A 15,087-nucleotide genomic window follows, 5' to 3' on the forward strand; every position below is an offset into this window, starting at 1 on the left:
CTATGCGCGGCCCCGCGCCCCGGCGCAGGCCAGGGCGGCGCGCAGCTCGGCGGCCGGATCGCCGGCGTGGTACGGGCGTTCGCTCGGCTCGATGTGATCCAGGAACTCCTGGTACCGCAGCGCGTACGACAGGTGGTACAGCGGCTCGGCCAGCTCCAGGGCGCGCAGCGGGTCCGAGCCGGGGGCGTGCCGGCGCCAGGCCTGCGCCCACACTTCGGTGTGGTGCTGCCAGGCCTCCGGCGAGAGGTAGGCGCGCGGGCGCAGCCCGTCCAGCGCGGGGTGGCCGAGGCAGGCGTCGGCGAAGTCGATCACGGTGGCCGGGCGGCTGCCGTCGGAGCGCCAGTTGCCGGGGTGGAAGTCGCCGTGCAGCGCCGTCTCGGGCAGGCCGCGGGCGACCAACTCCGCTATCTGAGCGGGAAGTTCGGCGATGAGAGCGCGGACGGCGGCCCGTTCCCCGGCGCTCAGGTCGGTCTCCTCGGGGAGCCGGTCCGCGAGCGCCGCCAGCCCGGCGAGCAGCGCACCGGGCGTGCGGTCGCGCAGTCCGGCGGCAGCGGCCCGGCCGTCGGCGAGCGCCGCCTGGGCGGCCACCAGCCGGGGCACCACCTCGGCGACGGTCTCGGCGGACGGGCCCCAGCCGTCCTCGCCGGGCACGTGGTCGAGCAGCAGCCGGCCGGCCGCCGGGTCGGCGGCGAGGACGGTCGGGACGAGCGTCGGATCGGCGTCGGCGAACAGCCGGATGACCGCACCCTCGGCGGCGTTGAAGGCCGGTGTGGTGGTCTTCAGCCAGGCGTCGGCGCCCCCGGCCACCGGGAGGCGGAAGAGGCCGGACAGGTTCCAGGTGCGGATCTGCCGGGCCGGCCCGGCCTGCGGGCGCCCCGCCCGGGCGAGTGCCGACTCCGCCCAGGCCAGCGCCTCGCGCAGGCCGCCGGGCGTGGCCCAGGCGGCACGCCGTTCGGCCGGGCCCAGCCGGGCGGCCGTGTCGCCGTCCGGCACACGGGGGTCGAGGCCCCCGGGCCGCTCCAGCGCCTCGGCGTGGTAGCGCACCCGCCCACCGCTGCCCGGGGTTCCACCGTGCCCCTCGACCAGCCGCGCCACGAGCACCGGCACACCGGCCGCCTCCGTCGCCCGCGCCACCACCTCCGCCACGGAGGACCACCAGGGGCTGTCCACCCCGAAGGGCCCCAGCTGCCCGAAGTACTCGTCGCCATGGGTGAGATCGACCGTCACGGTCCGGCTGCTCGTGCTCTGCATCGGAGCAGCCTCACCCATCGGGGCGGGCGCAGTCGAACGATTTAGGGCAGGCCCTCCGCAGGTCCTGCCGCAGCCCTCGCCCTGACGGCGCCCTACCTCACCCGATCGCGACCGCCGTGCCGGAGACCCGTACCCGGGCGTCCTCCGCCCGGAGTTCGACGCTCAGCACGCCGGGCCGGCCCAGGTCCTCGCCCTGGTGCAGCGTCAGCACCACCGGGGCCGCCACCGCGCCCAGCTCGCGCAGGTAGGCGCCGAAGGCGGCCGCGGCCGCGCCGGTGGCCGGGTCCTCGACCACGCCGCCGACCGGGAACGGGTCGCGGACGTGGAAGACCTCGGCGGCCTCGCGCCAGACGAGTTGGAGGGTGACCAGGTCGCGGGCCCGCATGAAGTCCGCCAGGCCGTCGAAGTCGTAGTCGAGCCGGGCCAGTCGGCTGCGGGTGCCGGCGGCGAGGACGAGGTGCCGGGCGCCCGCGTAGGCGATCCGCGGCGGCAGGGCCGGGTCCAGGTCGGCGGCGGACCAGCCGAGCAGGGCGAGCGCCTGCTCGACGTCGGCCGCCGGGACGTCCTCGACCTTCGGCTCGACGCTGGTGAGGGTGGCCCGCAGCAGCCCGTCGGCGCCGCGCTCGACCTCGACCGGGACGTCCCCGGCCGCCGTCGTGAAGACGTACCGCCCGGGGCCGGTGCGCTCGGCCAGGGCGACGGCGGAGGCGACCGTCGCGTGCCCGCAGAACGGCACCTCGGCGAGCGGGCTGAAGTACCGTACCCGGTACGCCCCTTCCGTCGCCCCCGCGGTCAGGAAGGCGGTCTCGGAGTAGCCCACCTCGGCGGCGACGGCGAGCATCCGCTGCTCGGTCAGCCCGGTGGCGTCGAGGACGACGCCCGCCGGGTTCCCGCCCTCGGGGCGGGCGGCGAAGGCGGCGTAGCGGAGGATCGCGGGCTCGGCGGCGGCAGCGGCGTCGGTGGAGGCGTCGTCAGTCATGCCCGGACGAACGCGTTCCGCACGGCCGGTGTTCCCGGTCCCCCGATCGGTCACCGCAGCACCGCCTCCAGGAAGTCCGACCCGAGCCGGGCACTGCCCGCCAGGTCGAGCTGGTAGAGCATGTACCGCCCGCGCCGCTCCGTGGTGAGCAGCCCGGCCTTGCGCAGCACCGCCAGGTGGCGGGAGACCTCGGGCGCGCTGAGCTGCCAGGCGGCGGCCAGTTCGCCGGTGGTGTGCGGGCCGCGGGCCATGGTGCGGACGAGGCGCAGCCGGACGGGGTGGGCGAGTGCCTCCAGACGCTGCTGGACGAGGGCCAGCGAGACCGGCTCGGGCAGGTCGGCCTCGGCGGCCGGGTACTGGAGGACGGGCCGCCAGCCGGCGGCGTGGACGACGAGCAGGTGGGGGCGGCCGAAGACGGTGGGGATGAAGGTGACGCCGCCGTTGTCGACCGCGCTGGTGGTGTTGTCCTGCAGCTTGTCGATGACGATCCGGCGCCGCCCGTCCTCGCCCTGTTCGAGGCCGACGGCCGGCGACAGAGCGGCGACGGCCTCGGCGGCGCCGCGGTGGGCGAGCAGGTCGGCCTTGTGCCGGGCGTCGGCGGCGAGGGCGGGCAAGACGCGCCGCCAGGCGTCGGCGAAGAACGCGGACTCGCAGTCCTCCAGCATCCGCCGCACCAGGGCCCGGACGGCGGGCGGGTCGGCGAGCAGCCGGTCGGCGAAGGCGGCCTGCCGGGGGCCGCGGGCGAGGGCGAGTTCGCGGGCGCGCTCGTTGGCGGCGGGGTCGGTGAGCGGGGAGGCTGCGCGGGCGAGCCGGGAGGAGCCGCAGGTGGTGATGAGGGCTCCGGTGACGTACAGCTCGTCGTCGATCCGGTCGACGGCGTCGAGTTCGTCGGCGAGGGTGGCGCCGGGCAGGCCGGGGACGAGGAAGTCGGCGCGCGAGGAGCGCCAGAGGAAGTCGGCCTCCAGCAGCCGCTCGGACAGCTCCGGCGGGATCGTGGCGGTGGTGCTGCTCGCCCAGCCGTGCAGCGCGGGGTGGTGCGCGGGCTCGGCGAGCACGTGCAGCATGGCGTTCAGCTCGGCGAGCGGGGACGGCGTGAAGAGCAGGCGCTCGTCGGGCAGGCCGGTGATGTCGATGGTCACACTCACGCACGGGATCCTGTCACCCCGCCCGAGGCCGTCTCCCGCCGATTGACGGGAACCGTCAATCGGCGTGCCGGGCGGCCGTGCCGGGGCGGACGGTAGCGGCCATGAGCCTGATCCAGGAGAAGTCCGTCCATGACCACGCCGCCGTCCGCGACGGCCTGTCGCCCGCCCCGCCGATCGGCGCCGGCCGCCGGGGCCCGGCCGCGCTGCTCGGGCTGCTCGGCTCGGCCGGGCAGTCGCTGCGCCTGCTGACCGCTGCCGGCGGGCCCCGGTACGCCGTCGCGCTGGCGGTGGACGCGGTGGGCGGCGGGATGCTGCGGCCGTTCCTGCTGCTGTACGGGGTCGGGATGCTGCATCTGGGAGCGGGTGCGGTCGGTCTGGCGCTGTCGGCGGGGATGGTCGCGGGTCTGCTGGTGGTGCCGCTGACCGGCCGTTGGATCGACCGCGGTGCCCGCACCCTGCCCGCCGCCGTCACGCTGCTGCTGCGGGCGGCCGGTGCGCTGGCGCTGCTGCTCGCGGACGGCCTGGCGGGGTTCACGGCGGCCGCGGTGCTGTTCGGGGTGGGCAGCCAGTCCTGGCCGACCACGCACGCGGCGGTGGTGAGCACGCTGACCGAGGGGCGGCACCGGGACGCGGCGCTGGCCGCCGGTCGGGCGGTGCGCAATGCGGGGCTGGGCGCGGGCGCGCTGCTGGCCACCGTGGCGGTGTCCGGTGGGGCGGGCGCGATCCGGCTGCTGGCCGGGGTGACCGGCGCGGCCTGCCTGAGCGCGGCCTGCCTGGTCGGCTCGCTGCGGGTACGGGCTGCGCAGACGGCGCAGCCCGGCACGTCGCAGGAGCGGCGCGAGCCGCTGCGCCGGATCACCCTGCTGAGCCTGGCCAACCTGCCGTACGCGTTCTGCTTCGACGTGCTGGAGGTGGCGCTGCCGGCACTGCTGGTGCTGCAGCTGCACGCCTCCCCGGCCTGGTCCTCGGGCCTGTTCGTGGGCAACACGGTGCTGGTGATCGCCCTGCAGCTGGCGCTGGTGCTGCGGCTGGCGGACCGTTCGCGGCGGGCCGTCCTGGCGGCCTCGGGGGCGCTGCTGGCGGTCTCGTACCTGGGCTTCTGGGCGGCCGGGGCGCTCGGCGGCACGTCGGGGGCGGCGGGGGTCGCGGTGGTCTCGGTGCTGTACACGCTGGGTGAGATCCTCTACACCGGCTCGGGCACGGCGCTGGTGGCGGCGGTCGCCCCGCCGCACCTGCTCGGGCGGGCACTGGCGCGCTGGGAGCTGTCGATGGGCGTGGGCCGGGCGGCCGCTCCGGCCGTGCTGACCGCGCTGCCGGCCGCCGGCCCGGCCGCGCTGTGGGTGCCGCTCGCGGCCGCCACCGCGCTGGGGGCGCTGGCGGTGCTGCGGCTGGGCCCGGCGCGGTAGCCCCGGCCGTGGCTCCGGCTCCGCACCCGCCCGAGGCGCGGTCCGCCTCCTCCGGATGCGGGCGCCGCGCCCAACGCCGATGCTGGCGGCGAGGCGTGCGTCAGAGGAAGGACTGGTCAACGTGAGTGCACTCGACTTCGACATCGTCGACAGCCCCGACAGCTCGCTCAACAAGACCTCCGTCCTGGTCACCGGCCCGCGGGACGCCCTGCTGGTGGACGCCGGGTTCACCCGCTCCGACGGCCGCCGCCTGGTCGAGCGGGTCGAGGCCTCCGGCAAGCGGCTGACCACCGTGTTCATCAGCCACGGCGACCCGGACTTCTACTTCGGCGCCCAGGAGATCCAGGACGCCTTCCCGCAGGCCCGGTTCCTGGCCACCGCCTCGACCGTCGAGCACATCCAGGAGACGTACGAGGCCAAGCTGCGCGCCTGGGCCCACCTGGGCCCCGAGCTGCCCACCCGGCTGGTGCGGCCCGAGGTGCTGCCGAGCGACGAGATCGTCTTCGAGGGCCACCGCTTCGAGGTGCGCGGCGCCGACTTCCACCTGCCCGACCGGCACTACCTCTGGCAGCACCACCACCGCGCCGTGCTCGGCGGGGTGCTGCTCTTCGAGGGCCTGCACGTGTGGACGGCCGACACCCCGACCGCCTCCCAACGGGCCGCCTGGATCGACCTGTTGGACGGCATCGAGGCGCTGCACCCGACCTGGGTGGCGGCCGGCCACCGGACCGCGGGCGCGCCCACCGACCTGAACGCCGTCGACCACACCCGTGCCTACCTGCGCGCCTTCGAGACCGAGATCGGCCGGGCCGCCGACGCGGCCGCGGCGAAGGAGGCGCTGGAGCGGCGCTTCCCGGAGCTGGGGCTGCGGATCGCGGTGGACATCGGCACCAAAGTCGTCACGGGCGAGATGGCGTGGGGGTGAGCGGACGATGATCGAGATCCCCAGGGACGTCTCCGCCTTCGCCGAGTCCGCCGCCCCCGCCGACGTGGTGCGCCGCCAGTACCTGGCCTCCGCCCGGGGCGACCTCGCCGCGCTGCGCGCCACGCTCGCCGAGGACGTCGAGTGGACCGAGATGGCCGGCTTCCCGCTGGCCGGCACCTACCGCACCCCGAAGGGCGTCACCACGAACGTGATGGAGCGGCTGGCCGCCGAGTGGGACGACTGGACGGCGCACGACGACACCTACGTGGTGGACGGCGAGGACGTCGTGGTGCTGGCCCGCTACACGGCCGTCCACAAAGCCACCGGGAAGCCGCTCGCGGTCAGGGTCGCCCACCACTTCACCGTGCGCGGCGGCCGGATCGTCCGCTTCGAGCAGTTCACCGACACCGCGCTGGTCAGGGCGGCGATGACCGCCTGAGGCCCTTCCCGAGGCCCTTCCTGAGGCCCGCCGGAGGCCTCGCCCGGGATCCGCCCGAGGCCGCCCCGGCGCCCCGTTCACCCGTACGGGCGAGCGGGGCGCGGCGCGCCCGCCGCCGTCTCGACACACCACCCGGACGGCGGCAGGCTGGCCCCGGATCCACGGCCGGAGAACGACCGGAGAACGAGGAGTCGAGCATGGCGGGCACGGACAACGGCACCACCGGGACGAACCGCGGGCAGGGCCGCCCGATCGTCATCGTCGGCGCGTCCCTGGGCGGCGCGAAGGCGGCCGAGGCGCTGCGGGAGGCCGGGTACCGGGGCGGCATCGTCCTGATCGGCGAGGAGCACGAACGCCCGTACGAGCGGCCGCCGCTGTCCAAGGGCTACCTGCAGGGCAAGACGTCCCGGGAGAAGATCTACGTCCACCCGCCGCAGTGGTACGGGGAGCAGGACGTCACGCTGCGCCTGGGCACGGCGGTGACCTCGATCGACCCGGCCGGGCACACCGTGACGCTCGCCGACGACGGCCGCATCGAGTACGACAAGCTGCTGCTGACCACCGGCTCGGTGCCGCGCCGCCTGCCGGTGCCCGGCGCCGACCAGGACGGCGTGCTCTACCTGCGCCGGGTCGAGGACAGCGACCGGATCAGGGCGGCGCTGCGCCCCGGCGCCCGGATCGCGGTGGTCGGCGCGGGCTGGATCGGCCTGGAGGTGGCGGCCGCGGCCCGCGAGGCGGGCGCCGAGGTGACGGTGCTGGAGGCGCTCGAACTGCCGCTGCTGCGGGTGCTCGGCCGGGAGGTCGCCCAGGTCTTCGCCGACCTGCACCGGGCGCACGGCGTGGACCTGCGCTTCGGGGTGAAGGTGGCCGAACTGACCGGCGACCGCGGCACGGTGACCGGCGTGCGGCTCGGCGACGGGACGACGGTGGCGGCCGACGCGGTGGTGGTCGGCATCGGCATCTCCCCCGCCACCGGGCTCGCGGAGGCCGCCGGACTGGAGGTCGACAACGGCATCAAGACCGATCGGCAGCTGCGCACCTCGGACCCGGACGTCTTCGCGGCCGGCGACGCCGCCAACGCCTACCACCCGCTGTTCGACCGGCACATCCGGGTCGAGCACTGGGCCAACGCCGTCAACCAGCCGCGCACCGCGGCCCGGGCGATGCTCGGGCAGCCGGACGCCGTCTACGACCGTGTCCCCTACTTCTTCACGGACCAGTACGACCTGGGTGCGGAGTACGTCGGCTACGTCGAGCCGGACGGCTACGACCGGGTGGTGTTCCGCGGCGACCCGGCCGCCCGCGAGTTCATCGCGTTCTGGCTCTCCGGCGGCCGGGTGCGCGCGGGGATGAACGTCAACGTCTGGGACGTCACCGACCCGATCCGCGAACTGGTGCGCTCGGGGCGGGTGGTGGACACCAAGGCGCTGGCCGACCCGGACGTACCGCTCGGGGAGCTGTAGCACGGGCCGTACCGATCAACCGACGGGGATCCCGGGGTTCACCAGGCCCCGGCCCCCGGTGACGGTGTTGCCCGCGCCGATCGTCACCCTGCACGTGGCGGCGTCGTAGTTCGTGACGTCGATCGCGTAGCGGTCGGCCCCGGAGGCGCCGGTGAGGTCGGAGCGGTTGCCGCGGAAGACGGTGCCGCAGCCCCAGCCCGGCTGGACGCTGTGGGTCTGGTAGCCGTCGTTCGTGGTGCGCCTGCCGGTGTTGTTCTCGATGACGTAGCCGTTGCCCTTCACGTCGACCCACGAGTCGTCGTAGTTGCGGCCGGTGAGTCCGTCGCCGTCGAAGGTGTTGCCGGAGACGAGGCCGCCGGTGGTGCCCTCCTTGAGGTCGACGTTCTCGGCGCCGATGCCGGGCCCGAAGGTGTTGCCGGTGATCTGCACGTAGTCGCTGTGGTCGGTGAGGGTGTTGGCGGTGCCGACGTAGACGCCCTCGCCCAGGCCGTCCCGGTTCAGGCCGGTGTCGTGGATGCGCGAGCCGCGCAGCGTGCCGTGGGCGCTGGAGTTGCGGAAGTGCACCCCCTCCATGGTGGTGTGGTGGACCGTCACGCCGTCCAGCACCACGTAGTCCGCGGCGTCCGCCATGATGCCCTTCTGGGCGCCGGTGACGGTCAGCCCCTGGACGGTCCAGTAGCTCGCGCCGTCGAGATGGAGGCCGTAGCCGCCGCCGGTGGGGGTGGTGAGGACGGCCTTGGCGGAGCCGGTGAGGGTGATCCGGGCGGCGGCGGTGCCGGGCACGGTGGCCCGGAAGGCGCCGGAGTAGGTGCCGTCGGCGAGCTGGATGGTCTGGCCGGGCGCGGCGGCGGCGAGCGCGGCCTGGAGCTGCTTGGCGGTGCTCACCTTGACCACGGCCGGCGCCGGGGCCCGAGCCGCGGACGGGGCGGCGACCGCGACGGCGACCGCGCCGAGGAGGAGGGCCCCGAGGGCGGTGAGGGCGGCGCCGAGGACCGGCGGGGACTGCGGCTTCACGGACGGTGCTCCTTGCGACGGTCGGAAGTGGCAGGAACATGCCGTCAGCCAGAGTGGACTGGACCATTCCAGAGCGTCAAGAGTGCCGACGGCGGTTCCACCGCACTACCGGTCCCGCCGCGCTACCGGCTCCGGTCGGCGAGCGGGGTTCCGTTCGGGGCCCCGTCCGGGGGTCCGTCCAGTGCTCCGACCAGGGACTCGGCCAGGCGGCGGGCCCGGGTGTCCTCGTCCAGCAGCAGCCGCACCAGCGGACCGGGGGCCGCGCCGTCCAGGTAGGCCTCGACGGAGCGGGGGTCGGCGGGCAGCACGACCGTCCCGGCGGTGAGGGCCGCGTGGGCCCGGGCGTAGTCGAGGCCGAGCCGGGCGAGCAGTTCGCCGCCGCTGTCGTCCACGTCCGGCAGCGGTTGCGGTTGCGGCTGCGACCGGGGCTGGTGGCCCAGGACTTCGTGGACGGCCAGGACGGCGAGCAGGACGTGCTCGGTGCCGGGCGTCCGGCGGCCGAGGCGCTGGGCCTGCCCGTCGGCCTCCCGCCGGATCCACTCCGACGACGGTGCCGGGGCGGCCGCGCCCGCTTTCCACAGCCGCTTCCAGCGGGGCGGTCGGTGCGGGCGGCCGCCGAGCAGTGCGTCCCGGGTGGGAACCAGCAGCGGGTCCAGCGCGGTCGGCTCCTCGCCCGGCTCCGGCACGGTGTCCATCAGACCCTCCCCACAGAGATGACTTTGCGCATACCTTACGCACGCTTTGCCTTTCTTTTGTAGTCGGCCGCGCGTCAAGTCCGCGTCAGGAACGGCGGCGGAAGCTTCGACGGCACGCCGTTGTTGGCACCGGGAGAACTCGCGCCGGCGAAAGGGGTGAGCACCGTGGCCGACACACTCCCGGGGCCGGAACACGCCCCGGACGAACAGGTCCCGAACGGACACGCCCCTGACGGACACGCCCCTGACGGCCGCGGCCACAGCGCGGCGGAGGCGCTGGACGCCTACTCGGGGATCGTCACCACCGTGGCCGCCACCGTGACGCCCCGGGTGGCCGCAGTCCAGGTCCCGCGGCGCGGCCGTGGCGGCTGGTTCAGCACCGCGCTCGGCTCGGCGGTGGTCTTCACCGAGGACGGCTTCCTGCTCACCAATGCCCACGTCGTCGGCCACGCCGACGCCGGGACGCTGGCCTTCGCCGACGGCACCACCTCCCCGTTCCACACCATCGGCGCCGACCCGCTCTCCGACCTCGCCGTCCTGCGCGCCGACGGCGCGACCCCCACCCCGGTCAGCCTCGGCGAGGCGACCGCGCTGCGGGTCGGACAGCTGGTCGTCGCCGTCGGCAACCCGCTCGGGCTGGCCGGAACGGTCACCGCCGGCGTGGTCAGCGCGCTCGGCCGCTCGCTGCCCGCCCGCTCCGGCAGCACCGTGCGCATCATCGACAACGTCATCCAGACCGACGCCGCCCTCAACCCCGGCAACTCCGGCGGCGCGCTGACCACCGCGAACGGCGAGGTCGTCGGGATCACCACGGCGGTGGCCGGGAACGGGCTCGGCCTGGCCGTACCGATCGACGCCACCAGCCGGCAGATCATCGCCGCCCTGCTCACCGAGGGCCGGATCCGCCGCGCCTACCTGGGCCTGGCCGGGGTGCCCGCACCCCTGCCGCCCGCCCTGCGCCACCGCACCGGGCAGCGCGCCGGCCTGCGGATCGTCGAGGTGGTCCACGGCGCCCCCGCCGACCGCGCCGGCCTGCACGAGGGCGACCTGCTGCTCACCGCCTCCGGGGAGCCGATGAGCAGCGCGCAGTCCCTGCAGCGCCTGATGCTGGCCGACGCGATCAACCGTCCACTGGCGCTCACGGTGCTGCGCGGCGAGGCCCTGGTCGACGTCATCGCCGTCCCGGCGGAGTTGCCCTCGGACGACTAGCCGCCATTCAGGCCCGGGCGCTACGCGTTCTCCGGGCGGCCCTGGGCCGTGTCTCGGCGGGAGCCCGTGTCTCGGCGGGGCGCGCGGGGTGGTCCCGGTGGGGCCGTCCGTACGGGCGGCCCCGGTGTCCGAACCTGCGACCGCCCGCGCGCCCCGCCCCCTGTTTTCCACCGGTTCGCCGGGGCTCCGGAGTACCGGCCGGAGTCCCGGGTGTTCGGTGTGGTCCGCCGCCGGGCGTTCGCGGTCGGCGGCGGGCCGTTCGGGGCGCGCTCAGAGCGGGCGGTCCAGGCGCAGCGGTGCGGCGCGTACGGTGCCGCGTGGCAGTGCGGTGGGCAGGGCGGCCGGGTCCGAGGTGGCGACCGGCAGCCGCTGCTGCCCGGGCCGGTACCGGGTGCCGCCGGGGTGGGCCGAGTGCTTCCTCACCGCCGGCTACCGCCTCGCCGCGAGGAGTCCGGTCGCCGGGCCGGCCGGCAGGTGCCAGCGGGCGCGGCGGTGCAGTGCCTCCAGTTCGTGCAGCTGGTCGAGCAGTTCCGGCACCGGCACGGTCAGCACCGGGCAGCCGGCCCGGCGCGCGCAGTAGCCGGACACCGAGCGCCGCAGCCGGCGGCGCAGCAGGCCGCCGCTGCGCCCGAGGACCAGCAGGTCGCCGGGCCGGTCGGCGACCTGGACCAGGGCCGGGCCGGTCTCGCCCCGGATGACCACGGGGCGCAGCGGCAGGCCGGGGTCGGCGCCGCCGAAGGCCTCGTCGAGGGCGTCGTGCAGGCGCTGTTCGGCGGCTTCCCGGACGGCGGCGAGCAGCGGCGGGCAGGGCGAGCGCCGGTAGCCGAGCTCACCGCCCGGCGGTTCCCAGGCGAGGACCGGCAGCAGCTCCGCGCCGCGCTCCCGGGCTTCGGCCGCGGCCCGGTGCAGCGCCGCCAGGCTGCCCAGTGAGCCGCTGACCCCGACCACCGCCCTGGGTGCCGTGCTGCCCTCGTGCTGCCCGCTGCCGTGCATGGTCCGTCCTCGTCTCGTGGTTGCCGGTGCCCCTCCAGCCAACCCGTGCCCGGGCCGCGCACCGGCACTCCTTGACGCCTTCCTGACGTCCGGTACGGCGTTTCGAACGCTCTCCATACGGGCGTGGCGGGAGCGCGGGGGCAGCGCGGTAGATGACATGAATGGTGCTATCGTCACTAGCATCATGCTGCTGAAGCTGGACGTCGGGGACACCCGACCGCTGCACGAACAGGTCGCAGGTGCGATCAGACGGGCCGTCGCCGAGGGCGAGTGCGCCCCGGGGGACAAGCTGCCCCCGGCCCGGGAGCTCTCCCGGGCCCTGGGCGTGAACAGCAACACCGTCCTGCGGGGGCTGCGCGCACTGCGCGACGAGGGGCTGCTGGAGTTCCGCCGGGGCCGGGGCATCACGATCGCGGCCGGCGCCGACACCCGCTCCGAACTGGTCGAGCGGGTGCGGCAGTTGGTCGCCGACGCGGCCAGGTCCGGCTACAGCAGGAACGATCTCGTGGAGATGATCAGGGGGATGTCGTGACGGACGAAGGCGCGACGGACGAAGGCGCGACGGGCGAAGGTGTGACGGACGAGGGAGCAGGAACGGTGCAGCCCGGGGCCGGGAAGCCGGCGCGTCGGGGTGCACGCCGGGGGGCGCTCTGGGGTGCGGCGGTCTGGTCGGTCGGCGTGCTGGCGCTGCTGGTCGCGCTGCCGCTGGCGGCGCGTCACCGGCTGCCGGACCCGCTGGCCACGCACTGGGGAGGGCGGGATCCGGACGGTTCGATGTCGCTGACGGCGGCGGTGCTGTTCCCGGCGGGTCTGTGGCTGGTGCTGGTGGCGCTCTCGGCGCTCGCCCGGCGTTACTGGGACCTGCGGACGCCCGGCGCGGCGGCGGCGGTGCTGGCAGGCGGCGGCGTGCTGCTGACGGGGGCCCAGACCTCCATCGTGCACGCCAACCTGGACCGCGTCCGCTGGCAGGACGCCGCGCCGATGGGCATCGAGGTGGTCCTGATCATGCTGGCCACCGCCGGGGCCACGACGCTGGCCTGGCTGGCGGGCCGGCGGAACGCGGGCCCGGCCGAGCAGCGTCCGGCGGCCGGGTCGCCGGTGCTGCAGGTGCCGGCGGGCGAGCGGTTCGTCTGGCTGTCGCGGGCCGCCAACCCCTGGCTGCAGCTGCTCGCCGCCGTGCTCGGGCTGGCCGCGGTGGCGGGCGCGCTGACGGCCGCGAGCGGACTGGCCGGGCCGGACTGGTCGATCGCGCTGTCGTTCGGGCTCCCCGCCCTCGCCGTCCTCGCCTGCTCCTCGGTGCAGGCCAGGGTGACCTCCCGGGGCCTGACCGTCGGCTTCGGCCCGTTCGGCCGGCCCGCCCGGCACTGGGCTCCCGAAGACCTCGTCTCGGCGCGCGCCGAGGAGCGCACCGCCGCCCAGGCGGGCGGCTGGGGCTACCGGATCAACAGCCGCGGCACCACGGTGATGCTGCGCCGGGGCGCCTGCCTGGTGGTGCGCACCCGCCAGGGCGCCGAGTTCGCCGTCAGCGTGGACGACGCCGAACGCGGCGCTGCCCTGCTCAACGCGCTGATCGCGCGCAGCGGGCAGCCGACGGGCTGAGCCGGACCACCGGTCACGGGCCCGGGGTCACCGGATACGTCCTAAACCACTCCATTCGGTGGTGCTTCGAACGTCGATGCGGGTACACCAGTTGACGGCCGCTCAGGTCAGGCGGTGCCGTCGACACCGCCCCCGTCCTGTCCCCCGCGGCCCGAGAAGTGCGCGGGCTCAAGCGCCCGCACCCAGGCAAGGAGGCGTCCGTGACGCACGACTCACGCACGCAGAACCCAGCGGACGCCCGGCGGGGCGTCCAGGACGAACGGACCGTCACATTCCTGCGCCTCGGCGTCGGACTGATCGGCATCCTGCTGCCGGTCGCCCTGCCGTTCGGCAACTGGCTGGCCGCCCTGGTTACGGGGCGCAGCACCGACGGCTACTGGCCGGGCTCGATGAGCGCCTCGTACTACACCGACACCCGGAACGTCTTCGTCGGCGCCCTGTGCGCCCTCGGGGTGTTCCTGATCTGCTACCGCTTCGACCGCCGGGACGACCGCTGGAGCACGGCGGCCGGGTTCTTCGCGGTCGGGGTCGCGCTGTGCCCGACCTCCCCGTCGGACGCCTCGGACATCGAGCGCACCGTCGGGGTGTTCCATCTCGTCTTCGCGAGCCTGCTGTTCGTCATGCTGGCGATGTTCTGCCTCTACTCCTTCCGCAACCCACGATCGACCCAGCCGGCCGCGGTCGGTGCCGCCTACCTGACGGCCGGGGTCGTGATCCTGGTCGCGCTGCTGCTCTCCGTCGTGGCCGGGGCGACGGGCATCGGCAAGGGCTGGGAGATCCGGCCGCTGTACCTGTGCGAGTGGCTGGCGACCTGGGCGTTCGGTGTGGCCTGGCTCGGCGCCGCGCTCGAACTCGCGCGGCACGGCCGGCGCGAGTCCGACCCGGCCGCCGTCCCCCGGCAGCCGGGCGCTCGGGCGGTGGAGGCGAGCCAGCCGGAGGCCCAAGCCTGAGAGCTCAGACCGAGGACTCAGACCGAGGGCTCAAACCGAGGGCTCAGCCTGAAGGCTCAGACTGAGGGTTCATCATCTCGTCGTACCGATGGCCGTTACCATGCGCTCCAAGGACCGCCGCCCCGGGCGGCCGGTGACGGGATTCCCCACGGGAGGGCGAGCATGGCGAACGAGGTCCGGGCGGAGCGCGGTCCGCAGGAGGAGCACTCCCCGGTGGACCTGCGGATGGACGTCCCGCACTCCGCCCGCGTCTACGACTACCTGATCGGCGGCAAGACCAACTTCGAGGCGGACCGGACCGCGGCGCACGCCTCGGTGCGGGCCTGGCCCTCGCTGCCGATCTCGATGCGCACCACCCGCGACTTCATGCAGCGGTCGGTGCGCCACCTCACCGAGCAGTACGGCGTGCGGCAGTTCCTGGACATCGGCACCGGCATCCCCACCTCGCCGAACGTGCACGAGATCGCCCAGGCGATCGCCCCCGGGGCGCGGGTCGCGTACGTGGACAACGACCCGATCGTGCTGACCCACGCGCGGGCGCTGATGTCCAGCACGCCCGAGGGCCGCACCTGTTACGTGGACGCCGACTTCCGCGACCCGGAGTCGATCATCGACGACCCCCGGCTGCGCGAGGTGCTGAACCTCTCGCAGCCGGTGGCGCTGTCGCTGATCGCGATCGTCCACTTCGTGCTGGATTCGGACGACCCGCAGGGCATCGTGCGCCGCTTCATGGACGCCCTGGCGCCCGGCAGCTTCCTCGCCCTGACGGTCTTCACCGGCGACACCGACCCGGTGGGCGTGGGAGGTGTCGGCCGGGAGTACAACGCGCGCGGCATCCCGCTGCAGATCCGCGACAAGGCCGAGACCGAGGCCTTCTTCACCGGCTACGACCTGCTCGACCCGGGCGTCACCCTGGTCCACCACTGGCGCCCGGACGCCGACGCCGCACCCGTCCGCGACCGGGACATCGCGATGTACGCGGGCGTGGCGATCAAGCGGTGAGTCGTCAGGACGCAGGC

General features: G+C 75.2%; 16 protein-coding genes. 9 read left to right on the forward strand and 7 right to left on the reverse strand.

Going from position 1 to position 15,087, the window contains the following annotated elements:
• The 3 genes from BX285_RS36550 to BX285_RS36560 all read right to left on the reverse strand — a co-directional run bounded on the left by BX285_RS36550 (nucleotide 1) and on the right by BX285_RS36560 (nucleotide 3,375).
• A complete protein-coding gene (locus BX285_RS36550) occupies nucleotides 1-1,251 on the reverse strand; it encodes a phosphotransferase (RefSeq protein ID WP_121179750.1) in 1,251 nt (416 codons plus the stop codon).
• A gap of 97 nt (nucleotides 1,252-1,348) precedes the next feature.
• The gene (locus BX285_RS36555; RefSeq protein WP_121179751.1) at nucleotides 1,349-2,230 is read right to left on the reverse strand and encodes a PhzF family phenazine biosynthesis protein; all 882 of its coding nucleotides are present in this window, start codon (nucleotides 2,228-2,230) and stop codon (nucleotides 1,349-1,351) included.
• Between the two features lie 50 nt (nucleotides 2,231-2,280).
• A complete protein-coding gene (locus tag BX285_RS36560) occupies nucleotides 2,281-3,375 on the reverse strand; it encodes a DUF5937 family protein (RefSeq protein WP_121179752.1) in 1,095 nt (364 codons plus the stop codon).
• 101 nt (nucleotides 3,376-3,476) lie between these two features.
• Here BX285_RS36560 and BX285_RS36565 point away from each other — a divergent pair, with 101 nt between their 5' ends.
• The 4 genes from BX285_RS36565 to BX285_RS36580 all read left to right on the forward strand — a co-directional run bounded on the left by BX285_RS36565 (nucleotide 3,477) and on the right by BX285_RS36580 (nucleotide 7,608).
• Nucleotides 3,477-4,781, forward strand: a complete 1,305-nt coding sequence (locus BX285_RS36565; protein WP_121179753.1) for an MFS transporter — start codon at nucleotides 3,477-3,479, stop codon at nucleotides 4,779-4,781.
• A 121-nt stretch (nucleotides 4,782-4,902) separates the two neighbouring features.
• Entirely contained in the window at nucleotides 4,903-5,706 is an 804-nt protein-coding gene (locus BX285_RS36570) for an MBL fold metallo-hydrolase (protein ID WP_121179754.1), read from the forward strand.
• Nucleotides 5,707-5,713: 7 nt separating this feature from the next.
• Entirely contained in the window at nucleotides 5,714-6,145 is a 432-nt protein-coding gene (locus tag BX285_RS36575) for a nuclear transport factor 2 family protein (protein ID WP_097234771.1), read from the forward strand.
• A gap of 197 nt (nucleotides 6,146-6,342) precedes the next feature.
• A complete protein-coding gene (locus BX285_RS36580; RefSeq protein WP_121179755.1) occupies nucleotides 6,343-7,608 on the forward strand; it encodes an NAD(P)/FAD-dependent oxidoreductase in 1,266 nt (421 codons plus the stop codon).
• A 15-nt stretch (nucleotides 7,609-7,623) separates the two neighbouring features.
• Here the strand turns inward: BX285_RS36580 and BX285_RS36585 are convergent, their stop codons facing one another.
• Nucleotides 7,624-8,622: a right-handed parallel beta-helix repeat-containing protein gene (locus BX285_RS36585; RefSeq protein ID WP_121179756.1), complete on the reverse strand. Its 999-nt coding sequence runs from the start codon at nucleotides 8,620-8,622 to the stop codon at nucleotides 7,624-7,626.
• Between the two features lie 122 nt (nucleotides 8,623-8,744).
• Nucleotides 8,745-9,317 (reverse strand): hypothetical protein, encoded by a 573-nt coding sequence (locus BX285_RS36590; protein ID WP_121179757.1) that lies wholly within the window; start codon nucleotides 9,315-9,317, stop codon nucleotides 8,745-8,747.
• A 165-nt stretch (nucleotides 9,318-9,482) separates the two neighbouring features.
• On the opposite strand from BX285_RS36590, the gene BX285_RS36595 reads away from it, so the two are divergent.
• Nucleotides 9,483-10,526, forward strand: a complete 1,044-nt coding sequence (locus BX285_RS36595) for a S1C family serine protease (protein WP_121179803.1) — start codon at nucleotides 9,483-9,485, stop codon at nucleotides 10,524-10,526.
• Between the two features lie 270 nt (nucleotides 10,527-10,796).
• On the opposite strand, the gene BX285_RS37825 is transcribed toward BX285_RS36595, so the two are convergent.
• Together BX285_RS37825 and BX285_RS36600 are read right to left on the reverse strand one after the other, a co-directional pair.
• Nucleotides 10,797-10,949, reverse strand: coding sequence for a hypothetical protein (locus tag BX285_RS37825; protein ID WP_179852653.1), 153 nt, complete (start codon nucleotides 10,947-10,949; stop codon nucleotides 10,797-10,799).
• A 6-nt stretch (nucleotides 10,950-10,955) separates the two neighbouring features.
• Nucleotides 10,956-11,519: a universal stress protein gene (locus BX285_RS36600; protein WP_121179758.1), complete on the reverse strand. Its 564-nt coding sequence runs from the start codon at nucleotides 11,517-11,519 to the stop codon at nucleotides 10,956-10,958.
• A gap of 184 nt (nucleotides 11,520-11,703) precedes the next feature.
• On the opposite strand from BX285_RS36600, the gene BX285_RS36605 reads away from it, so the two are divergent.
• The 4 genes from BX285_RS36605 (at nucleotide 11,704) to BX285_RS36620 (ending at nucleotide 15,070) form a co-directional block, all read left to right on the forward strand.
• Nucleotides 11,704-12,051 (forward strand): GntR family transcriptional regulator, encoded by a 348-nt coding sequence (locus BX285_RS36605; protein WP_097234776.1) that lies wholly within the window; start codon nucleotides 11,704-11,706, stop codon nucleotides 12,049-12,051.
• The gene (locus BX285_RS36610) at nucleotides 12,048-13,118 is read left to right on the forward strand and encodes a DUF1648 domain-containing protein (protein WP_259471029.1); all 1,071 of its coding nucleotides are present in this window, start codon (nucleotides 12,048-12,050) and stop codon (nucleotides 13,116-13,118) included. Before BX285_RS36605 ends, BX285_RS36610 begins: the two co-directional genes overlap by 4 nt.
• A 200-nt stretch (nucleotides 13,119-13,318) precedes the next feature.
• Entirely contained in the window at nucleotides 13,319-14,068 is a 750-nt protein-coding gene (locus BX285_RS36615; protein ID WP_179852654.1) for a hypothetical protein, read from the forward strand.
• A gap of 162 nt (nucleotides 14,069-14,230) precedes the next feature.
• On the forward strand, nucleotides 14,231-15,070 hold the full coding sequence (locus BX285_RS36620) for an SAM-dependent methyltransferase (protein ID WP_121179760.1): 840 nt from the start codon (nucleotides 14,231-14,233) through the stop codon (nucleotides 15,068-15,070).
• The last annotated feature ends 17 nt before the right edge of the window (nucleotides 15,071-15,087 follow it).

This window comes from Streptomyces sp. 1114.5, from assembly GCF_003635085.1.
In the GTDB taxonomy this organism is placed as follows: domain Bacteria; phylum Actinomycetota; class Actinomycetes; order Streptomycetales; family Streptomycetaceae; genus Kitasatospora.